The sequence below is a fragment of the Bacillus jepli genome, from assembly GCF_047238305.1.
GTDB lineage: Bacteria > Bacillota > Bacilli > Bacillales > Bacillaceae_L > Ferdinandcohnia.
On sequence record NZ_JBDFMO010000001.1, the window covers coordinates 2,438,407 to 2,461,559 of the forward strand.

A 23,153-nucleotide genomic window follows, 5' to 3' on the forward strand; every position below is an offset into this window, starting at 1 on the left:
AAAATGTAATGAGAAAAACAAAAATAGTATGTACGATAGGACCAGCAAGTGAAAGTATCGAAAAGCTTGTTGCTTTAGCAAAAGCTGGGATGAATGTAGCAAGACTTAACTTTTCACATGGCGACTTTGAGGAACATGGTGCACGTATTAAAAATATTCGTGAAGCATCTAAAATAACTGGCAAGAATATTGCAATATTATTAGATACTAAAGGACCAGAAATTCGTACAAATACAATGGAAAATGGTGCAATTGAATTAGTTGAAGGGTCAACTATAACTATTTCAATGGAAGAAGTTGTGGGTACACCGGAAAAATTCTCAATTACATATCCGGGACTTATTGAAGATGTTCATCCAGGGTCCAGAATTTTACTAGATGATGGATTAATCGGACTAGAAGTAGTAGAAATTAATCATCAGCAACGTGAAATTCTAACAAAAGTATTAAATAGTGGAACATTAAAAAATAAAAAAGGTGTAAACGTACCGGGTGTTAGTGTAAACCTACCAGGTATTACTGAAAAAGATGCAAAGGATATTGTATTTGGTGTCCAACAAGATGTTGATTATATCGCAGCATCCTTCGTTCGTCGTGCATCAGATGTATTAGAAATTAGAGAATTATTGGAAGAAAATAACGGAAAGAACATTCAAATCATCCCTAAAATTGAAAACCAAGAGGGTGTCGATAATATCGACGAAATCCTTGAAGTATCAGATGGTCTCATGGTAGCTCGTGGAGACCTAGGGGTTGAAATTCCTGCTGAGGAAGTACCACTCGTTCAAAAGGATTTAATCAAGAAATGTAATGCAGCTGGTAAACCAGTCATTACAGCAACTCAAATGCTAGACTCTATGCAACGCAATCCTAGACCAACTCGTGCAGAAGCTAGTGACGTTGCGAATGCGATCTTCGATGGTACTGATGCAATCATGCTTTCAGGTGAAACTGCAGCTGGTTCATACCCGGTTGAGGCTGTTCAAACAATGCATAATATTGCTTCCCGTGCTGAAAGTGCTTTAGTACATCGTGAAATCTTGTCTCAACGTAGTAAAATCTCTGGTACTACAATTACAGATGCGATTGGTCAGTCGGTAGCTCATACTGCACTTAACCTTGATGTTTCTGCGATTGTTACACCTACTGAAAGTGGACATACAGCAAGAATGATTTCAAAATACCGTCCAAAGGCACCAATTATTGCGGTAACGGCAAGTGAATCAACAACAAGAAAGCTTTCTCTTGTTTGGGGCGTATATCCACAAACAGGAAACGTAGCAAAATCTACTGATGAAATGCTCGATAACTCCGTTGATGTTGCATTAGGAACCGGAATCATCAAACCTGGTGATTTAGTTGTCATTACAGCTGGTGTACCAGTTGGAGAGCGTGGAACAACTAACATCATGAAGATTCATGTTGTTGGCAACACCGTTGCAAATGGACAAGGAATCGGTAGAAAAACAGCTTTTGGAAAAGTAGTTGTCGCTCATAATAGTGAAGAAGCAGCAGCAAAGATGTATGATGGAGCCATCCTTGTCACACCTGCAACTGACCGTGATATGGTAAAATACGTGGAGCAAGCTTCAGCGTTAATTACAGAAGAAGGCGGTCTAACTAGCCATGCGGCTGTAGTAGGATTAAGCATCGGAATTCCGGTTATTGTTGGTGTTGAAAAGGCAACAACACTATTAAAGGATGGACAAGATATTACTGTTGATTCTGCTCGTGGCGTTATATATGAAGGACATGCAAATGTTTTATAAGTTATAAGTAAGAGAAGGGAAACCTTCTCTTTTTTTTATACGACTACTTTTTTAAGAACAGAAAACGTATAATAGAGGAAAAGCCTTCATGTCCCGAGGAGGATCTCATATGAGAATATTACTAGCATTAATTATTATTGTACCAACTCTTGAAATAAGTGTTCTTATTTTTTCAGGTAAGACGATTGGAATTCCATTTACTTTACTGTTAATCATTCTTACTGGAGTAATTGGTGCATGGCTTGCAAAAAAACAAGGGTTAGAAACGATTAGACGGGCAAGGCAACAAATGGACTTAGGGCAAGTGCCAGGGGAAGCGATAATGGATGGAATATGTATCTTAATTGGTGCTGTCTTGCTTTTAACTCCCGGCTACATTACTGATTTGGCAGGTTTACTACTGCTCCTTCCCGTAACCCGTAATTTCATTAAGCCGATTATTGCGAACTGGATCAATCGAAAAATAAATAGAGGTCATTTTACCGTTATACGTCGTTGGTAAAGAAAAAGAAAAAGCCATTACACGGCTTTTTCTTTAAGCTTCTTTTCCGATGATAAAATGCCAAACATCTTGAAATACACCTGTTGTATATAAGGTCTTAATAATTACTAGAATGACAGGTCCGATAATCAATCCGATGAAACCAAATAATTGAAACCCAACGAAAAGCGATATCAAGGTTGCCAAAGGATCTAGTCCAATACTTGATGAAATCACCTTTGGTTCCATTACTTGACGCTGGACAATGACAACAATATATAAAATTCCTAACCCGATTGCTAGTGGGACTTCCCCACTAAAAGCAGAGTAAATAATCCACGGAACAAACACAAGTCCAGTACCTAAATATGGAAGAAGATCAACAAGTCCAATTAACAAGGCAATGGTAATTGCATAATCAACCCGTAACACCAATAATCCAACCAATACGATTCCCGCAGTTATCGAAATCAAAGTAACTTGAGCTTTAATAAATCCAAATAATGCTTTCTTTAATTCTACAAAAATTGATTTTCCACTTGTTCTAGCTTTAACAGGGATGAACTTTCGCCCCATTATGATGAATTTATTCCAATCCTTGCTTATGAAGAATGTTGCTAGTAATGAAAATACAATAACGGTTGCTGCATTCGGTAACCACCCAAGAAATTTAGGAATATTTTCTAAGAATGCTTTTACAAACTCCCCGACATTTGTTGCAATGGTAGTACCTACATTGCTTACGTTATCCATTATCGTTTGCTGTTGATCCTGCTCTAAATTATGGAACATGCTTGTTATTCTCTCATATAAAGGAATAATTTGACCAACTATTAAATCTTCAAAATAAACCACTAGCTTTTCAAAATGTTGTGGAACTTCTTTGGCTAAATAGTTTGCACCTGAAATAATTTCAGCTATTAATAGCGTTAGGAATCCTGTGACAACACCAAATACAACGAGGATCCCTAAAAATACGGATAAACCTCGTGGCATCCTTCCTTTACGTTCTAAAAAATTGACAAGAGGATTAATAAGAAAAGCAATTAATAATGCGAAAATAAACGGATATGTAAGTTTAAATAGAAAATAAAACAATATGCAGCCAATGACTACTAAGGCAATAACCAAAAGAAATCGAAGAAAACTGTACACATAATGAATGTTCAAACTTTTTCCTCCCTAGGTAATTCTTACATCTTATTTTACAACCTCATAGAAAACTTTAAAAGTAAATACGAAGTAATGAATAATAAAGTTTCCAATTATGGAGAAAAAATTGGAAATATGATATTATACGTAAGAGCGAGAAAAAAATTTCGTGAAAAAACTGCAAAAAATAAAATTAGCTATATCTGGAGATATATTGCTAATTTAGGTATTCGACTCTGTTAAATAGTAAAAGAGAAAAATATTTTTGCGTGATAATAGTTTATTAGGAAAATTCGTCTCTTTTGATTCACAAAAGTCTGATTCTTTATTATAATAGAGTCGAGAGTTACAACTTTTCTACATAGCACTTGCTAATTCTCGTAATTGTCACAATATTATTGCGATATTTGTGACATTGAATGTTTTATTTTAAAATGAAAGCATTTACTTCACGAAATGAGAGTATTTATCGCTTACTCTAAGTGATGTTTGGTTTTGAGCATGCGCTCAATTTACCTCTTGAGGGGGGTAGGGGAATATGAAAAAAGGAGAGGGTCTTATGACAGCAACAAAGGGACTTGAAGGAATTGTAGCTACTACTTCTTCAGTTAGTTCAATTATTGATGACACATTAACGTATGCAGGATTCGATATTGATGAATTAGCTGAAAATGCTAGTTTTGAAGAGGTTGTCTATCTACTATGGCATCGCAAACTTCCAAATAAAGAGGAGTTAGCTGAACTAAAGCTGCAGCTTGCTGATAATGCAAGTTTACCTCAAGAAGTATTAAATCATTTCAAAACATATCCAATCGACAAAGTTCATCCAATGGCAGCTCTTCGCTCAGCAGTTTCACTATTAGGACTTTATGATGAAGAAGCAGATGTAATGGATCCAGAAGCAAATTATCGTAAGGCGATTCGTCTGCAAGCAAAATTACCTACAATTGTTACCGCTTTTTCTCGTGTGCGAAAAGGATTAGAGCCAGTTTCTCCACGCACAGATTTAAGCTTTGCAGGAAACTTCTTGTATATGCTAAGCGGCCAAGAGCCAAGTGAGATTGCAGAAGAAGCATTTAATAAAGCACTCGTTTTACATGCTGACCATGAACTTAATGCATCTACTTTCACGGCTCGTGTTTGCGTTGCAACTCTTTCCGATATTTATTCAGGTGTTACTGCTGCAATCGGGGCGTTAAAAGGTCCACTTCACGGTGGCGCAAATGAAGCAGTTATGAAAATGCTTACTGAAATCGGAGAAGTTGAAAACGTTGAACATTATATAAAAACAAAATTAGCTAATAAAGAAAAGATAATGGGATTCGGGCATAGAGTATACCGTAAAGGTGACCCACGTGCTAAGCACTTGAAAGCAATGTCTCAAAAGTTAACAACCATCACCGGAGAACCAAAATGGTATGAGATGTCAACGAAAATTGAGAAGATTGTAACAAGTGAAAAACCATTACCACCAAATGTTGACTTCTACTCAGCATCTGTATACCATAGCTTAGGTATTGATCATGATTTATTTACTCCTATCTTTGCAGTAAGCCGTGTTTCAGGGTGGTTAGCTCATATTCTAGAGCAATATGAGAACAACCGTTTAATCCGTCCACGTGCTGAATATACGGGTCCTGGAATGCAAAAATACATTCCAATTGACCAAAGAGGTTAATAAATCTATACAATATATAATAAAAGAGAAGTATTTCAGGAGAAAATTCTTCCTGAGATGCTTCTTAGAATTTTAGGAGGTAATACTAGTGGCAGGAGAAAAAATTACAGTATCAAATGGTGTACTAAACGTACCTAACAACCCAATTATTCCTTTTATTGAAGGTGATGGAACTGGTCCTGATATTTGGGCAGCAGCGTCACGTGTATTAGAAGCAGCAGTTGAAAAAGCCTACAATGGTGAAAAATCAATTGTTTGGAAAGAAGTATTAGCAGGGGAAAAAGCGTTTAATCAAACTGGCGAATGGTTACCAGAAGAAACATTAGATCTTATTCGTGAGTACATAATTGCTATTAAAGGACCTCTTACTACACCGGTTGGTGGTGGTATCCGTTCATTAAACGTTGCATTACGTCAAGAACTAGATTTATTCACATGTCTTCGTCCTGTTCGTTATTTTACAGGTGTACCTTCACCAGTTAAGCGTCCAGAAGATACAGATATGGTTATTTTCCGTGAAAACACAGAAGATATTTATGCTGGTATTGAATATGCACAAGGTTCTGAAGGTGTTCAAAAACTTATTAACTTCCTTCAAAATGAGCTAGGTGTTAATAAAATCCGTTTCCCAGAAACTTCTGGAATTGGAATCAAGCCAGTTTCTGAGGAAGGTACAAAGCGTCTTGTACGTGCTGCGATCAACTATGCGATCGAGCAAGGCCGTAAGTCAGTAACACTTGTTCACAAAGGAAACATCATGAAGTTTACTGAAGGAGCATTTAAAAACTGGGGCTACGAGCTTGCTGAACAAGAATTTGGCGATAAAGTATTTACTTGGGCACAATATGACCGCATCGTTGAAGAAGAAGGTAAAGATGCTGCGAATAAAGCTCAAGCAGACGCTGAAGCTGCAGGTAAGATTATTGTAAAAGATTCAATTGCGGATATCTTTTTACAACAGATCTTAACTCGTCCTCGTGAATTTGATGTTGTTGCAACCATGAACTTAAACGGTGATTACATTTCCGATGCATTAGCTGCACAAGTTGGTGGAATTGGAATTGCACCTGGAGCAAATATTAACTATGAAACTGGTCATGCAATTTTCGAAGCTACACACGGAACTGCACCTAAATATGCTGGCTTAGACAAAGTTAACCCATCCTCTGTTCTTCTATCTGGTGTATTAATGCTTGAACACCTAGGTTGGAATGAAGCAGCAAGCCTAATCATGAATTCAATGGAAAAGACAATTGAATCTAAAGTGGTAACATATGACTTTGCACGTCTGATGGAAGGCGCAACAGAAGTTAAATGTTCAGAGTTTGCTAATGAACTAATCAAAAACTTAGGCTAATCATAAATATAAGTAACTACCCTGAAGAATGAAGTTTATCTAAGGGTAGTTACTTACTTTCGTATGAATAGGGAGGATATATAATGAGTCAATTCAAACGCAAAAAAATCTCTGTAATAGGTAGTGGATTTACTGGTGCAACAACAGCTTTTCTACTGGCTCAAAAGGAATTAGGAGACGTCGTTTTAGTTGATATTCCACAAATGGAGAACCCCACTAAAGGGAAAGCTCTAGATATGTTGGAAGCAAGTCCTGTTCAAGGGTTTGATGCAAACATTACTGGAACGGCAAATTATGAGGATACAGCTGATTCTGATATAGTAGTAATTACAGCCGGAATTGCTCGTAAACCTGGTATGAGTCGTGATGACCTTGTTCAAACAAACCAAAAAATCATGAAAAGTGTTGCCCAGGAAATTGTAAAACATTCTCCAGACAGTTATATCATTGTATTAACAAACCCGGTTGACGCTATGACATATACAGTGTTCAAGGAATCTGGTTTCCCGAAAAATCGTGTTATTGGCCAATCAGGCGTACTCGATACCGCTAGATTCCGTACATTTATTGCCCAGGAACTAAATTTATCAGTAAAAGACATTACTGGATTTGTCCTAGGTGGTCATGGTGATGACATGGTGCCGCTTGTTCGTTACTCCTATGCAGGAGGTATTCCACTCGAAACTTTAATTCCAAAAGATCGTTTAGACGCTATCGTTGAACGTACACGTAAAGGTGGCGGTGAAATTGTCAACCTATTAGGAAATGGAAGTGCATATTATGCACCAGCAGCTTCCTTAGTGGAAATGGTTGAAGCAATTTTAAAAGACCAGCGTCGTGTCCTACCTGCAATTGCATATCTCGAAGGTGAATATGGCTTTACCGGGATTTACCTTGGAGTTCCAACAATTCTAGGTGCTAATGGCATTGAAAAAATCATTGAACTTGAACTAACAGAGAAGGAAAAAGCAGAACTTGCAAAATCTGCGGATTCCGTAAAAAACGTCATGAATATCCTAGCCTAATCATTAACAAAAAGAGAATTCGGGGTTCGCCCCGAATTTTTTATACATAACATCGTAATCGTTTTCATTTTAATGGAGGTGCTTTTCTTTTCATGTTATTAGGAAAAAAGCGAAAACTAGGTAGAATGATTGAAGAAATGAACGTTGGTGAAAAATTAACATTAACGGAGAAAATAGAAGATAAAGACTTACTATTATACTTAGGATTGACGAATGATGCAAATCCTCTTTATATTCAACATGATTATGCATCTCAAACTCCCTTTAAGAAACCGATCGTTCCCACAGTTATGCTAACTGGTATTATATCTGCGGCTGTATCAAAATATTTACCTGGACCAGGTAGTCATATTCTTAAACAGGAAATTGAATTTTTGCAGCCTTTGTACCACTACGACACAGTTCAATTTCTCTTTGAGGTTACGAAGATAAATTTTCATGACCATACTGTTGAAATTTCGGTTACCGCATTGGATGAAGATGAGTCTAAGGCAATCGAGGGCAGACTACTCGTCTGTCCTCCACACCGAATTACCCCGATGGAGGGGAAAATATTGGAGAACTTTTAGAGAGCTATGTCTCTCTTTTTTGTTTTTTCATGGCAAGTCAAGAAATGTTAATCTATAATGATTTTATATAGATAAAAAATAATGATGGGGTTTATCTTTTTTGATGGAGGAAGACAATGAAGAAAAAAGTATTGGTTGTTGAGGATGAACGTTCGATTATTACATTACTTCAGTACAACCTACAACAGGCCGGCTACGAGGTCATTACAGCTATGGATGGCGAGGAAGGCTTGGAGAAGGCCTTGGCAGAAAGACCTAGTTTAATTGTCCTTGACTTAATGCTGCCAAAATTGGATGGTATTGAAGTGTGCAAACAACTTCGCCAAAACAAGGTTGATATTCCAATCCTAATGTTAACCGCAAAGGATGATGAATTTGATAAAGTTTTAGGTTTGGAGCTTGGGGCCGATGACTATATGACAAAACCATTTAGTCCAAGAGAAGTAGTCGCCCGAGTGAAAGCAATACTGAGAAGAACAAGTATAAACGAAGTCAACTCAGAAGACACTACAGTTTCTCCACAAATTGTGATTGGGCTTTTACGGATTTTGCCGGAAAATTTTGAGGCTTATTATAATGAGGAAGCACTTGACCTTACACCAAAAGAATTTGAACTTCTTGCTTATTTAGCAAAGAACAAAGGTAGAGTTCTAACTCGAGATCAACTTTTAAGTGCTGTTTGGAATTATGATTTTGCTGGTGATACAAGAATTGTGGATGTTCACATCAGTCATTTGCGTGAAAAAATCGAAAAAGATTCGAAAAAACCAAGTATGATTAAAACAGTAAGGGGATTAGGCTATAAGCTTGAGGAGCCAAAACTCTATGAATAAATTTCACTCGAGGCTTCTATTTGCGATTATCTTTTTAATTATTATTGTTTTTCTTTGTATGGGTTTTATGTTGGGCCAATTCATAAGTAGTCTGATTACAAATAGTGCGGAACATGGAACTTCCGTAGAAAAAACAGTCCAGCAGGTCTGGATTGCTCTAATTATTTGCTTAGGAATCGCATTGGTTATTATTCTTTCGCTTATTGTTAGAATCACCACCACCTATACAAAGCCAATTGATGCTGCAACAAAAGCGGTTAAAGAGCTTGCAAAGGGAGATTATCGAGCAAGAACCTATGAAGATCATATTAGTGCTGCTGGATTACTTGGACAATCTATCAATATTGTTGCAAGAAATATTGAAGAAATGACGAAATCCTATGAAATGCAGCATGACCGATTACATACGTTGATTGAAAATATGGGGAGCGGTCTATTATTTATCGATAGCAAAGGATATATTAGTATTTTCAATCGAACGATCAACGAGATATTCAAGATTGACCAAGACGATTTAATGGGTCAGCTTTATTATGAAGCATTTACTCATAAAGAAATTGTAACTTTGGTAGAAGAAATTTTTATGACAGAGCGAAAGTTACGAAGACAAATCCATTTGACGATTGGAACTGAACAAAAGGATTTTGAGGTGTACGCTACGCCAATTTTAGGAGCAAATGTGGAATGGAAGGGTGTTGTTCTTGTCTTTCACGATATTTCAGATTTGAAAAGACTTGAACAGATGCGGAAGGACTTTGTTGCAAATGTTTCCCATGAGCTTCGTACACCGATTACTTCCATTAAAGGATTCGCAGAGACTTTATTAGATGGAGCAATGAATGATAGGGAAGTCCTTGATGAATTTTTAACAATTATCCTACATGAAAGTCATCGTCTTCAAGTCCTCATTCAAGATTTATTGGATTTATCAAAGATAGAGAATAAAGGTTTTTCCCTTAACCTATCACGTGTAAATGTGAGGGAACTTTTAGAAAATAGTTTACGGATGCTTAGATCAAAGGCTGAAGAAAAAGAAATTCAATTAGAGCTTACAGTAGATGACCTAACAACAGTAATTGAAGGAGATATGGACAGATTAAAACAAGTGTTTATCAATGTCATTAATAATAGTTTGTCATATTCTCCAAATAAAGCGAAGGTTGCAGTAAAAGCAACAAATCTTTCTGACTATGTTGAAATTCAAATTATCGACACGGGTATCGGAATTGAAGAAAAAGAGCTTTCCCGAATTTTTGAAAGATTTTATCGTGTGGATAAAGCGAGAAGCAGGAACTCTGGAGGCACCGGATTGGGTCTTGCAATTGTAAAGCATATTATTGAGGCACATGGAGGGGCTGTACAAGTCACGAGTAAGGTGGGGGAAGGAACTACAGTTACGATACGTTTAAAAAAAGAAATAACATCTAGTAAAATAGAATAATTTTACAAAATGTTTACAATAGAAACATATTCCCTTAATATCCAAACCTTATGATAATTATGAGAACCCCTTCATTCAGGAGGCCAAACTTTTTTGACAAGGATGTATGATCCTTGTCATTTTTTTAACATTTAAATGAAACCTTTTTGCATGATATTCGTATAAGAATATGTAGATATATTGAGGGGGGAAAGCATGGTTAGTTTGAAACGAATTTATACGATTGTTGGACTAAGTGTGCTCGTTCTGATTTTAGGTGTAATTGGATTTACATCTTGGTATACAGTAGATGAATCAGAGCAAGCCATTATTTTAACCTTTGGGAAAGCAGACGAAGGAATTACAGAGCCGGGACTTCATTTTAAAATGCCATGGCCAATCCAAGACGTAGAGAAACTGCCAAAAACAACATACAGTTTACAGTTTGGATATAATCAAAAGGACGGCGAAATTACAGATGTGCCAAAAGACACCAAAATGATTACAGGTGATGAGAATATTGTTCTTGCCGACATGGTGGTCCAATGGCAAATTACGGATCCTTCAAAGTTCTTATTTAATTCAGCGGATCCCGAGCAAATTTTATATAATGCTACTTCTGCATCATTAAGAAGTATTATCGGAAGTTCTAAAATCGATGATGCCTTAACATCTGGTAAAGCAGAAATTGAAGCTGAAGTAAGAGACTTATTGACCGATCTTTTAAAGAAATATGATATTGGTGTTTCTGTAACGGCTGTTAAATTGCAAGATGTTGAACTACCAAATGATGAGGTTCGTAAGGCTTTTACGAATGTTACAGATGCACGTGAAACAAGAAATACAAAAGTAAATGAAGCAAATAAATATCGTAACCAAAAATTGAATGAAGCAAAAGGGGAAAAAGAAGCCCTAATTTCTCGTGCTAACGGGGATAAAGCAGCCCGTATCGAAATTGCACGTGGGGATGTTGCGACATTTAATGCATTATATAATGAATATGTTAAAAATCCAGAGATTACTAGAAAACGTCTTGTTCTAGAAACATTGGATCAAGTGCTACCAAATACAGAAATTTATATTATGAAGGATGATGGCAATACGATGAAATACTTGCCAATACGTCCAGCTGGAAGCCAAGCACAGGTTCCTCCTGTAGAAACAGAAGGGAGTGGGAACCAATGAGTGAAAATGTCGTGGATTTAAATGAAAAAAAGGGTTCCAATAAATTTAGCAAATACACAAAAGGTGGAATCATTTCACTTATTGTTATTATTCTAATAGGTATCGTTTTGGTGAATATATTTATAGTAAGAGAAGGCGAATATAAGGTCGTTCGACAGTTTGGTGAGGTTGTTCGAATTGAAGAAAATCCGGGACTTTCCTATAAAATTCCGTTTATCCAGTCGGTTGAGACCTTACCGAAATATCAAATGATTTATGATGTTGAGGAAGCTGAAATCAATACGAAAGACAAAAAGCGAATGATGATCGATAATTATGCGATTTGGCGCATTGAAGATCCGAAACAAATGATATCTACAACAAGAACAGTCTTAAATGCAGAAGCAAAGCTTGATGAGTTCGTCTATTCTGCAATCCGTACAGAACTTGGTCAATTGGACTATGACGAGATTATTAATGATGAGAAGTCTGAACGTGGTAGTCTTAATGATCGCATTACAGACATTGTAAATAAAAACCTAGAGGAAGATAAATATGGAATCGTTGTAACAGATATTCGTATGAAGCGTACAGATTTACCAGCTGAAAACGAACAATCCGTATATACGAGAATGATCTCCGAGCGTGAGTCAACAGCACAAAACTATCTCTCTGAAGGGGATGCTAAGAAGAATGAAATCGAAGCTGAAACGGATAGAGAAGTAAAAGTCATTATTTCAAAAGCTCAAGCTGACGCTGAGGTTATTCGAAGTGAAGGGGAAGGGGAAGCAGCGCGTATTTATAATGATGCCTTCTCCAAGGACCCAGAGTTTTACAACCTTTTCCGTACGTTAGAATCCTATAAAACCACAATTGATGGAGAAACACTCATTATTTTACCAGCTGACTCTCCTTACGCGAGATTGTTAATGGGATACACTGACTAACGATAAAAGAAGTTCACACATAAAGTAGTCGTTATTTTCTATTCTGTTCATGACATGCTAAAATGAACAGTAGGAAATGACGGCTTTTTTTATGAGTTTCAATGGTTGTATGGAATATAATAGGTCCCAAGTTGTCATAGAAAGGAAGGATTTTTCTTGGATAAAAAGATTGTTTTGGTGGATGGAAATAGTATTGCATACCGGGCATTTTTTGCCTTGCCACTTTTGAATAATGATAAAGGTGTACATACGAATGCTATTTATGGCTTTACAATGATTTTGAACCGAATTCTTGAACAGGAGAAGCCAACACATATTTTAGTAGCATTTGATGCAGGAAAAACAACGTTTAGACATAGTACTTTTAGTGACTATAAAGGAGGCCGACAGAAAACTCCACCTGAGCTTTCAGAGCAGTTTCCATTTTTACGAGAGCTTCTTGATGCATACAAGATTGCCAGATACGAATTAGAAAACTATGAAGCCGATGATATTATCGGGACTTTATCACTTCAAGCTGAAAAGGAAGGCTTTGAGGTAAAAGTTATTTCAGGCGATAAAGACCTAACACAGCTTGCTTCAGATCGTGTTACCGTAGATATTACGAAAAAAGGGATTACAGATGTTGATTCATATACGCCTGATTTTATCAATGAAAAATATGGAATCGCACCAGAACGAATTATCGATATGAAAGGACTTATGGGGGATAGTTCGGATAATATTCCAGGTGTCCCAGGCGTAGGTGAGAAAACAGCTTTAAAATTATTACAAGAGTTCCATACATTAGAGGAACTACTAGACTCGATTGATAAGGTGAGCGGAAAGAAGCTGAAAGAAAAGCTTGAAGAACATAAGGAACAAGCCATCATGAGTAAACAACTTGCCACAATCTATCGTGAAGCACCTATTGAAATTGGAATTTCTGAGCTTGAGTATAATGGCTATGATGGCGACCAGGTGATTAAGCTTTTCAAAGAGCTCGGATTTAATTCATTGTTGGACAAAGTTGAGGGCAGCGAAAAAATAGAAGACAAGCCTTTAGAAAAGATCTCATATAAGATTGTCGATAAAGTTACTGATGATATGTTTTCTACTGAATCTTCTTTGATTGTGGAAGTGCTTGATGAAAGCTATCATCGAGCAGACGTCCAAGGGATTGCGATATCAAATGAAAAAGGTAATTTTTATATTCCAACAAAACTTGCTCTTGACTCAGATACATTTAAGGAATGGGCAAAGGATAACGAAAAAAAGAAAACCGTTTTTGATGGAAAAAAATCACTTGTTGCGTTGAGATGGAAGGGGATCGACTTACAAGGAATTGACTTTGACTGCTTAATTGCTTCATATATTTTAAATCCATCTGATTCAACCGATGATGTTGCTGCAATAGCAAAATTAAAAGGAATTAACGATGTACAAACAGATGAAGCTGTGTACGGAAAAGGCGCGAAACAAAGCATACCAGACGAAAAAGAGCTTTCTGAGCATATTGTTAGAAAGGCGGTTGCTCTAAAGAAGCTACAGGATATTTTCCTACAAGAACTGCAGGAAAATGAACAATATAAGCTTTTCACTGATTTAGAAATGCCATTATCGCTAATATTAGCTGAAATGGAAGCAACCGGGGTTAAGGTTGATGTGGAACGTTTAAAAGCAATGGGAGAAGAATTAAAGGCACATCTTCAAGAGCTTGAACAAAAAATTTATGAACTCGCTGGAGAAGAATTTAACATTAACTCCCCAAAGCAGCTTGGTGTCATTCTTTTTGAAAAGCTTCAACTTACCGTTTACAAGAAAACAAAAACAGGCTATTCAACGTCTGCTGATATTCTTGAAAAACTGGCTAAAGAGCATGAAATCATTGAGTATATTTTGCATTACAGACAAGTTGGAAAGCTTCAATCAACCTATATTGAAGGTTTATTAAAGGTTGTTCATGAAGATACATGCAAGGTTCATACTCGATTCCAGCAAGCTTTAACACAAACCGGAAGACTAAGTTCAACAGATCCAAACCTGCAAAACATTCCAATTCGCTTGGAGGAAGGACGAAAAATAAGACAAGCGTTTGTTCCTTCGAAAAAGGATTGGTTCATGTTTGCTGCTGACTATTCACAAATTGAACTAAGGGTGCTTGCTCATATTGCAAATGATGAAAATCTAATTCAAGCCTTTACGCATGATCTTGATATTCACACAAAAACTGCGATGGATGTGTTCCATGTAAAAGAAGACGAGGTAACCTCCAATATGCGTCGACAGGCAAAGGCTGTTAACTTCGGGATTGTGTATGGAATTAGTGATTTTGGATTGTCTCAAAACCTTGGAATTACAAGGAAGGAAGCGGGACAATTTATTGAGCGCTATTTTGCAAGTTTCCCAGGTGTTAAAGAATATATGGAAGAAATCGTTGAGGATGTTAGACAAAAAGGGTATGTATCAACTCTTCTTCATAGAAGAAGATATATTCCTGAAATTACAGCACGTAATTTTAATGTTCGTAGCTTTGCAGAAAGAACTGCGATGAATACCCCAATTCAAGGAAGTGCTGCTGATATTATCAAGAAAGCAATGATTGATATGGCGGCTCGATTAAAAGAAGAAAAGCTTCAAGCAAAATTGCTGTTACAAGTTCATGACGAATTAATTTTTGAAGCACCAGAAGAAGAAATTGAGATTTTGAAAAAGATTGTGCCAGAAGTAATGGAAAATGCGATTTCCTTAAAAGTACCATTAAAGGTCGATTATGCGTACGGAAAGACCTGGTATGATGCAAAGTAGATTTTTGGCTAGAAATAAGGAAGTGATCAAATGCCTGAATTACCAGAGGTTGAAACAGTTAGACGAACGTTAACTCAACTTGTAAATGGAAAAACGATCAATAATGTGAAGGTGCTATGGCCTAAAATAATCAAGAAACCAGAAGAACCTGAACAATTTTGTGACGCTCTTCGTGGTCAAACCATTCATGATGTAGATCGAAGAGGGAAGTTCTTAAAGTTTATTTTAGATGATTATGTGATGGTTTCGCATTTGCGCATGGAGGGAAGATATGGACTCTATGATAAAGAGGAACCATATGATAAACATACCCATGTATTGTTTGCTTTTACAGATGGAACTGAGCTTCGCTATCGGGATGTTAGGAAATTTGGAACGATGCATTTATTTCGAAAAGGGGAAGAAGAAGAGAGTCTTCCCTTATCCCAATTAGGCCCAGAACCTTTTTCAAAAGGGTTTACCTTAAAATATTTAGAAGAAAAGCTATCAAAAACCAATCGGAAAATTAAAGTGACGCTACTTGATCAAACCAATGTTGTGGGACTTGGGAACATTTATGTGGATGAGGCTTTATTTAGAGCGGGGATATATCCTGAACGAGAGGCAAATTCCCTGACTAAAAAAGAAATGAAAATACTTCACCATGAGATCATTCAAACATTGAATGAAGCTGTCGAGAAAGGTGGAAGTACAATGCGTTCCTATGTAAACACACAAGGTGAGATTGGGATGTTCCAATTGCAGCTATTTGTTTACGGTCAAAACGGAAAAGCATGTCAAAGATGTGGGACAGAAATAGAAAAAACAGTCGTCGGCGGAAGAGGTACCCACTACTGTCCAAAATGCCAAAAAAATAAAACAAAACGAAAATAAAGTTCGAAATGGAGGGGGAAAAGGACCGCGTCGGCGAAGGCGCCACGTCCTGTGGCGACGCCGACACTAGCACATCCTGTGGGTCGAAATTTCAAGGCGGTGCAGCTTTGAGGACCGGAGCGTATGCAGTTAATACGTGAGGACCGGAGAAGCAAGCCAACGCGCTTCCACAGGATGTGGTGACTTCGACGTTCGACACAGGACGTGTCGGCATTTAGTCGAAGTTCCTTTTTTAGATGTGTCCTTTTTCTCCTCCACGGACATTTCACATGAAATGGGCTCCCTCCATATAATATCTTATATCGATAGGAAGGAGACTCTATGAGATGTCCCAGTTCGCATCACTCATTTTATTAGCATTTGCAGTTAGCTTAGATAGTTTTAGCGTTGGTTTCACATACGGTATGAGAAAAATGAAGATACCATTCAAGTCAATTTTTACGATAGCTTGCTGTTCGGCCGTAACCATGGCGGCTGCAATGGGGCTAGGTAAATCAATTGCTCTTTTTGTTTCACCAGAAATGGCTGACCGGCTTGGTGGTATCGTACTCGTGATTATTGGTGCCTGGGTATTGTTTCAGTTTTTTCGTCCATCATCCCAAACACCAGAAGATAACGAAGAAAAATTACTTGTGAAGGTTGAAATTAAATCACTTGGACTTGTTATCAATATTTTAAAGAAGCCCATGGTTGCCGACCTTGACAAATCAGGAACCATTACCGGTTTTGAAGCGTTTTTACTAGGTCTTGCCCTTTCACTTGATGCTTTTGGTGCAGGAATTGGTGCCGCTTTATTAGGATTTTCACCGTGGGTAATGGCTTTGTTGGTAGCTGTGATGAGCTCACTTTTTGTTTATACAGGTATGAAAAGTGGTTCCGTTTTTTCAAAGAAAAGATGGATACAGAAATTTTCATTTTTGCCAGGAATCCTATTGATTTTAATAGGGATCTGGAAATTCTAAAAAACAGCAGAGGAGCTAGAATACGTGACATTAACAATCGGATTAACAGGTGGAATCGCAAGTGGAAAAAGTACAGTATCCCAGATGTTTAAAGAAGCAGGAATTGTTGTAATTGATGCCGACGTTATTGCACGTAAAGTTGTTGAGATTGGCGAAGAAGCATACGAACAAATTGTTCAATCATTCGGCGAAGAAATTTTATTACCAGATAAGACGATTGATCGTCCGAAGTTAGGCTCGATTGTTTTTTTCAGTGAAGACAAACGACTTTTATTGAATTCAATTGTTCATCCAGCTGTTCGGAAGCAAATGCTGAAGGAAAAAGAAGAGCATATTAAGAACGGTGAAGAAACAGTTGTATTGGATATCCCATTATTGTTTGAAAGTAAATTAACCTCTTTGGTCGATAAAACACTTCTTGTTTATGTTGAATATGAGATACAATTAGCCCGACTCATGAATCGCAATAGTCTCACCAAGAAAGAGGCGGAGGCAAGAATTCAATCTCAAATGCCGCTTAAGGACAAAATTCAACTTGCAGATGCTCTGATTGATAACAATGGTACAATTGAAGCTACAAAGGATCAGTTTCATGCAATTTGTAAACAATGGGGTATTCAAAGTAAAGTTTCATAACATCGTAATCAAAGGTGTCTCAAATGGCTGAGATACCTTTTTCTATGCTTATACATAAACAATGAACATTCAAAAGTTGTATAAATAACCATTTTTATAAAAAAACAGAATAAAAATGTTACATAACTAATCTAATGTGTTATACTAATCATGAAAGTTTAGGTTAAATTGTATAACATATATCCTGGAGGGGTTGTAATGAAGCCAAGAATCGCAATTAATGGATTTGGCCGTATTGGTAGAATGGTATTTAGAAATGCAATCATGGATGATTCATTAGAAATAGTTGCAATCAATGCAAGCTACCCTGCTGAAACGCTAGCACATCTCATAAAATATGATACAAATCACGGAAAATTCGATGGTGATGTCATTCCTGGGGATGATTCATTGTTGGTGAATGGAAAGCGTGTACAACTTTTAAGCTCCCGTGATCCGTTAGAGCTTCCTTGGAAACAATTAAATATAGATATTGTGATCGAGGCAACAGGAAAATTTAACTCAAAGGAAAAAGCAAACTTACATTTACAAGCTGGTGCGAAAAAAGTTATCTTAACAGCACCTGGTAAGAATGAGGACATTACAATCGTAATGGGTGTTAACGAAGATAAATATGATCATGACAATCATTTGATTATTTCAAATGCATCCTGTACAACAAATTGCTTAGCGCCCATTGTGAAGGTGCTGAATGAACAGTTTGGAATTGTAAACGGTTTAATGACAACCGTTCATGCGTATACAAATGATCAAAAAAATATAGATAATCCACATAAGGATTTGCGAAGAGCAAGGGCTTGTGCACAATCCATTATTCCAACCTCAACTGGAGCAGCAAAAGCATTATCACTTGTGTTACCAGAACTGAAAGGAAAATTGCATGGAATGGCACTTCGAGTCCCAACTCCAAATGTGTCTTTAGTTGATTTAGTTGTTGATGTTGAGCGAGACGTTACGGTTGAAGAAATAAACGAAGCCTTTATTACTGCTTCTGTGGGAGCATTAAAGGGGATTTTGGACTTTACAACTGAACCACTAGTTTCAATTGATTTTAATACAAATCCACATTCATCCATTATTGATGGCTTATCAACGATGGTCATTGGAGATCGTAAGGTTAAAGTATTAGCCTGGTATGATAATGAATGGGGATATTCTTGTAGAGTTGTAGATTTGGCAAAATATGTAGGCGCAAAAATCATCCAAAAAACAGAAGCTAAAGTAGGCTAAGTAAGAAATTGAAGAAAACCTTCCCGATTGATGGAAGGTTTTTATTTTTTATTTATTAACTGTTGCTAAAAGTATATAAACAAAGTATACTAAATTTCGTGAACTTCTTAAAAGCTTATGCTTTTGTAACTACTTAAAGGGTTAGGACCTCTCTGGACTAACTTTCCCCCGTGGTAGTTATGCTCATGCTTTACGCGAAGAACTCACCCGAAATTATTGTAAGAGGGGGAACAACTTAATTATGGAAACAATGGGACGGCATGTAATCTCAGAATTATGGGGTTGCGATTTTGAAAAATTAAATGACATACATGGTATTGAAGAAACGTTCGTTCAGGCAGCACTTAAATCAGGTGCAGAAATTCGTGAAGTAGCCTTTCACAAATTTGCTCCACAGGGAGTAAGCGGTGTTGTGATTATTTCGGAATCACATCTAACAATTCACAGTTTTCCTGAACATGGTTATGCAAGTATTGATGTTTACACATGTGGGGATTTAGATCCAAATATTGCTGCAAACTATATTGCTGAGGCGCTTGGTGCGCAAACGCGTGAGAATATTGAACTTCCACGTGGTATGGGCCCGGTGCAAGTAAAGACAGCGCAAGTTAAAGTACTTTAAAAATAAATATGAATCATCTAAAATAGGAAGAGGTGTAATTAACTACACCTCTTTTTTTACATTTATAAGTTATATCATTTACTATATGAATTTTACAAGGAGTGGGATATATGGGATTGCAAGCGTTCTTTTCTAATCACAGTGAAACAAGAGACAAACATTCGGACGAGCTTTTAAGAAGTCATTATTATAAAACATCAAATAAAAAAGCGATCGAAGCAGTAAAAAAGGTGATACAGAATTTAGATGGCTACCATCTCAACTCAGTATCAGAAGAACGAGGAGAAATGAGCATCTCAATCAAAAAAGGAAGAAAAGCCTTTGTTGTAGCAACAATCGTCTCCGTTAGACCATTTGAAACAGCCATTGATTTTGCAGTAACAACAGAAACATTACTGCTACCCATCGATTTTGGCTATAGCCGAAAGGTAATCATGAATTTATATCAGCACCTAGATAAAGAGCTACCGCTAATCGGAAAAGGGGAATCTTAATAACAGCAATTTCCTGAGTAAAAACCCTTGTCCTACTAAAGTCTTTCTTATAAGATGAATACATAGAGTTCTCCTCGGAAGGGAGTTGTTACCATTGAGATGCCCTACTTGTCACCATAATGGAACAAGAGTTTTGGATTCACGTCCGGTTGATGATAGTCGATCCATCCGCAGAAGACGTGAATGTGAAAAATGCCAATATCGTTTTACAACATTTGAAAAAGTAGAGGAAATTCCTTTAATTGTGGTTAAAAAAGAAGGAACACGTGAGGAATTTAGCCGGGAAAAGATGCTCCGTGGGCTAATTAAAGCATGTGAAAAACGTCCGGTTTCTTTAAAGCAATTAGAGGATATCACCCACGAAGTTGAAAAGGAATTGAGGAGTCAAGGGATTGCAGAAGTGAAAAGCGATACGATTGGTGAGTATGTCATGAATCATCTGGCAAAAGTGGATGAAGTAGCATATGTTCGCTTTGCATCCGTATATCGTCAGTTTAAAGATATAAATGTATTTATTGATGAATTAAAGGAATTAATTAAACGGGAACGTTAAGGGCTTAAGAACTTTTAAGCTCTTTTTTTCACTAAATAAAGAAGAAATGGAAGGCCTTGATGAAATGGAGCATTGGAAGGAATTAGTACCAGTTGATCGCTACATCGTTCATGCTGCAGACCTTTTGCATGACTATGATCGGAAAATCGTCTCATTGCTATACCAGCCTCTAATTGGCATGAAAGCCTTCAGTCTTTATATGACCCTGTGGAGTGAATTGGAGCAAAACCGACTATGGAGTGATGAAGGTACCCATTATACATTAATGGCGCTACTTCAAACGAATCTTGAGGAAATTTATCAAGAACGATTAAAGCTTGAAGGCATTGGGCTATTAAAAACATTTGTAAAGTCTGATGAAGATTCTAGAAGTTTTATTTATGAACTTCAAGCACCCCTTTCGCCGAAAGCTTTTTTTACGGATGGTGTTCTTAATGTTTACTTATATAACAGGCTTGGTAAGAGTAAATTTTTTAAACTTAAGCAGTTCTTTTCAGATAGTGAAATAGATATAGATTCGTACAAACCCATTACAAAAGCTTTTAGCGAAGTATTTGAATCGGTTAAAGTAAAAATGATTTCCACAATTAGTGATGAAATGCATCATAACCTTGAACGAGATGAAAATACAGAATTCATGGACCGAAATGAAGATAAAAAGCTTTTAATAGAAAATGAAAACTTTAATTTTGATTTGTTCTTTGCAGGTATTTCTGATGTGATGATACCTAAAAAATCGATTACCCCTCGAGTAAAAGAGGCAATCACAAAGCTCTCCTTTCTCTACGGAATTGATCCGATTGAAATGCAAGGGATTGTTATGAGCGCCCTTGACCCCAATGAAAAAATTGATATTGAAAAGTTAAGAAAGGCTTCAAGGGATTGGTATCAATTTGAAACGGGAAATGAATTACCTACTCTGACGGAAAAAATTCAACCGTTAGCAACTCAAACAATGGTTAATAAAGTTCCGCAAACAAAGGAAGAGGAATTAATACAAAAGCTTGAAAGAATTTCTCCGAAAGAGTTTCTAATTGATGTTTCTGGGGGAGCGCAGCCGTCTGTCTCCGAATTAAAAATCATTGAAGAGGTCATGTTCCGACAAAACCTTCTTCCAGGTGTTGTGAATGTACTGTTGTATTATGTCATGTTAAAATCAGATATGAGACTAACAAAGTCCTATATTGAAACCATTGCGAGCAACTGGGCACGTTTGAATATTAAGACAGTAAAAGAGGCAATGGAAACAGCTAAGAAGCATAATTGGACCGCTGATAAAAAGACAAATAAATATAAAAGACAACCAATTCGCAAAGAATTATTGCCTGATTGGCTAAAGCAAGAAGAAGGACCGCAAGCAGAAGCACCAAAACAGGAAGAAACACATGATCCATCGTTTGAGGAAAAGAAGCGTTTATTCGAGGAAAGACTGAAAAAAAAGAGCAAATAGGGTGGGGGTGAGGACGTGAAACCGATTCAAAATTCTTTAAAAAAACTATCTAATAGCACTGGATTTCAGCAGCGATATGAACAAATCAAGCATGAGGTATTGAATCATCCAGAGGTAAGGGACTTTATAAATGTCCATCAAGACGAAATTTCGAGTGATACAATCAATAGAAGTCTTGGTAAGTTGTACGAGTATATTAACCAAAGCAAGGAATGTAATAAATGTGCAAGCCTTGATACATGTAAAAACATGCTACAGGGATATCATCCTCAACTCGAACTTAAAGGCAATTCAATCGATTTAAGCTATGAAAGATGTCCGAAAAAGGTTATGTATGATGAGCAGATTAAATATAAGTCATTAATTAAAAGTATGTATGTTCCAAAGGATATTCTTGATGCATCCCTTGAATCTATTGAATTTGATGAAGGCCGTTCGGATGCGATTTTATTAATCCAGGAATTTCTTGATCATTATGAACCAGGTAAACGGATGCAAGGACTATATTTATACGGTTCATTTGGGATTGGGAAAACCTATTTTTTAGGGGCACTTGCAAATGGTTTGGCACAAAAAAAGGTAGCATCCATGCTCGTCTATGTACCGGAATTTATGAGAGAATTAAAGGGTTCCCTTCAAGATCAATCCATCAATTCTAAAATTGATGCAGTCAAAAAGGTCCCAGTTTTAATGCTTGATGATATTGGGGCAGAATCGATGTCCAGCTGGATGCGTGATGATATTCTTGGAAGTATTCTACAATATCGGATGCTTGAAAACCTACCTACCTTCTTCACTTCAAACTTTGATTTCAAAGGACTTGAACACCACTTATCCTATACACAACGTGGTGAAGAGGAAAAGGTAAAAGCAGCTAGAATCATGGAACGAATTAAATATTTAGCGAAACCAGTTGAACTTAAAGGGAACAATCGTCGCTACTAACTTTATTCAGCCGGTTTTACCCGGCTGAATAAAGTTAGAGCCTCCGGCGGATGCCACGATTTTTCAGAGGAAATTTTTCGAGCTGTAAGATCAAAGACTAAGAACGCCACATCCTGTGGCAACGTCTTTATGACCCACTTCATGTGGGCCTAAAAATCGGGCGCAAATACACCAAGGCGCATTTGATTCAAGCATATAGCTATCTC

21 protein-coding genes are annotated in these 23,153 nt (G+C 37.0%); 20 read left to right on the forward strand and 1 reads right to left on the reverse strand.

Going from position 1 to position 23,153, the window contains the following annotated elements; genetic code table 11:
- The first annotated feature begins 8 nt into the window (after positions 1-8).
- Both pyk and ABC371_RS12515 read left to right on the forward strand, forming a co-directional pair.
- On the forward strand, positions 9-1,769 hold the full coding sequence (pyk, locus tag ABC371_RS12510; RefSeq protein WP_412897095.1) for a pyruvate kinase: 1,761 nt from the start codon (positions 9-11) through the stop codon (positions 1,767-1,769).
- A gap of 109 nt (positions 1,770-1,878) precedes the next feature.
- Positions 1,879-2,271 carry an FxsA family protein gene (locus ABC371_RS12515; protein WP_412897096.1) on the forward strand — a complete coding sequence of 131 codons (393 nt, stop codon included), beginning with the start codon at positions 1,879-1,881 and terminating at the stop codon, positions 2,269-2,271.
- 33 nt (positions 2,272-2,304) lie between these two features.
- Here the strand turns inward: ABC371_RS12515 and ytvI are convergent, their stop codons facing one another.
- Positions 2,305-3,420 (reverse strand): sporulation integral membrane protein YtvI, encoded by a 1,116-nt coding sequence (gene ytvI, locus ABC371_RS12520; protein WP_412897097.1) that lies wholly within the window; start codon positions 3,418-3,420, stop codon positions 2,305-2,307.
- Positions 3,421-3,961: 541 nt separating this feature from the next.
- Here ytvI and citZ point away from each other — a divergent pair.
- From citZ to dnaI, 18 genes are all read left to right on the forward strand, one after another.
- The gene (gene citZ / locus ABC371_RS12525) at positions 3,962-5,080 is read left to right on the forward strand and encodes a citrate synthase (protein WP_412899341.1); all 1,119 of its coding nucleotides are present in this window, start codon (positions 3,962-3,964) and stop codon (positions 5,078-5,080) included.
- Positions 5,081-5,162: 82 nt separating this feature from the next.
- Positions 5,163-6,437, forward strand: a complete 1,275-nt coding sequence (icd, locus tag ABC371_RS12530; protein WP_412899342.1) for an NADP-dependent isocitrate dehydrogenase — start codon at positions 5,163-5,165, stop codon at positions 6,435-6,437.
- A gap of 83 nt (positions 6,438-6,520) precedes the next feature.
- On the forward strand, positions 6,521-7,462 hold the full coding sequence (gene mdh, locus ABC371_RS12535; RefSeq protein ID WP_412897098.1) for a malate dehydrogenase: 942 nt from the start codon (positions 6,521-6,523) through the stop codon (positions 7,460-7,462).
- Positions 7,463-7,554: 92 nt separating this feature from the next.
- Complete coding sequence (locus ABC371_RS12540) at positions 7,555-8,031, forward strand: MaoC/PaaZ C-terminal domain-containing protein (protein WP_412897099.1); 477 nt, start codon at positions 7,555-7,557, stop codon at positions 8,029-8,031.
- A 116-nt stretch (positions 8,032-8,147) separates the two neighbouring features.
- Positions 8,148-8,864, forward strand: a complete 717-nt coding sequence (locus ABC371_RS12545; RefSeq protein ID WP_412897100.1) for a response regulator transcription factor — start codon at positions 8,148-8,150, stop codon at positions 8,862-8,864.
- Complete coding sequence (pnpS, locus tag ABC371_RS12550) at positions 8,857-10,305, forward strand: two-component system histidine kinase PnpS (protein WP_412897101.1); 1,449 nt, start codon at positions 8,857-8,859, stop codon at positions 10,303-10,305. Before ABC371_RS12545 ends, pnpS begins: the two co-directional genes overlap by 8 nt.
- Positions 10,306-10,500: 195 nt before the next feature.
- Complete coding sequence (gene hflK / locus ABC371_RS12555) at positions 10,501-11,469, forward strand: FtsH protease activity modulator HflK (protein ID WP_412897102.1); 969 nt, start codon at positions 10,501-10,503, stop codon at positions 11,467-11,469.
- Positions 11,466-12,395: a protease modulator HflC gene (gene hflC, locus ABC371_RS12560; protein WP_412897103.1), complete on the forward strand. Its 930-nt coding sequence runs from the start codon at positions 11,466-11,468 to the stop codon at positions 12,393-12,395. Before hflK ends, hflC begins: the two co-directional genes overlap by 4 nt.
- A gap of 156 nt (positions 12,396-12,551) precedes the next feature.
- A complete protein-coding gene (polA, locus tag ABC371_RS12565; RefSeq protein WP_412897104.1) occupies positions 12,552-15,182 on the forward strand; it encodes a DNA polymerase I in 2,631 nt (876 codons plus the stop codon).
- 30 nt (positions 15,183-15,212) lie between these two features.
- Positions 15,213-16,055 (forward strand): DNA-formamidopyrimidine glycosylase, encoded by an 843-nt coding sequence (mutM, locus tag ABC371_RS12570; protein ID WP_412897105.1) that lies wholly within the window; start codon positions 15,213-15,215, stop codon positions 16,053-16,055.
- 326 nt (positions 16,056-16,381) lie between these two features.
- Positions 16,382-17,017, forward strand: coding sequence for a sporulation membrane protein YtaF (gene ytaF, locus ABC371_RS12575; protein WP_412897106.1), 636 nt, complete (start codon positions 16,382-16,384; stop codon positions 17,015-17,017).
- Positions 17,018-17,041: 24 nt separating this feature from the next.
- Positions 17,042-17,653: a dephospho-CoA kinase gene (gene coaE, locus ABC371_RS12580; RefSeq protein WP_412897107.1), complete on the forward strand. Its 612-nt coding sequence runs from the start codon at positions 17,042-17,044 to the stop codon at positions 17,651-17,653.
- 198 nt (positions 17,654-17,851) lie between these two features.
- Positions 17,852-18,883 carry a glyceraldehyde-3-phosphate dehydrogenase gene (locus ABC371_RS12585; RefSeq protein WP_412897108.1) on the forward strand — a complete coding sequence of 344 codons (1,032 nt, stop codon included), beginning with the start codon at positions 17,852-17,854 and terminating at the stop codon, positions 18,881-18,883.
- A 241-nt stretch (positions 18,884-19,124) separates the two neighbouring features.
- Entirely contained in the window at positions 19,125-19,505 is a 381-nt protein-coding gene (gene speD / locus ABC371_RS12590) for an adenosylmethionine decarboxylase (protein WP_412897109.1), read from the forward strand.
- Positions 19,506-19,615: 110 nt separating this feature from the next.
- Positions 19,616-19,999: a cytosolic protein gene (locus tag ABC371_RS12595; RefSeq protein WP_412897110.1), complete on the forward strand. Its 384-nt coding sequence runs from the start codon at positions 19,616-19,618 to the stop codon at positions 19,997-19,999.
- 94 nt (positions 20,000-20,093) lie between these two features.
- Complete coding sequence (gene nrdR, locus ABC371_RS12600) at positions 20,094-20,552, forward strand: transcriptional regulator NrdR (RefSeq protein ID WP_136378073.1); 459 nt, start codon at positions 20,094-20,096, stop codon at positions 20,550-20,552.
- Positions 20,553-20,616: 64 nt separating this feature from the next.
- A complete protein-coding gene (locus ABC371_RS12605) occupies positions 20,617-22,002 on the forward strand; it encodes a replication initiation and membrane attachment family protein (RefSeq protein WP_412897111.1) in 1,386 nt (461 codons plus the stop codon).
- Positions 22,003-22,017: 15 nt separating this feature from the next.
- Complete coding sequence (dnaI, locus tag ABC371_RS12610) at positions 22,018-22,947, forward strand: primosomal protein DnaI (RefSeq protein WP_412897112.1); 930 nt, start codon at positions 22,018-22,020, stop codon at positions 22,945-22,947.
- Positions 22,948-23,153 lie beyond the last annotated feature (206 nt).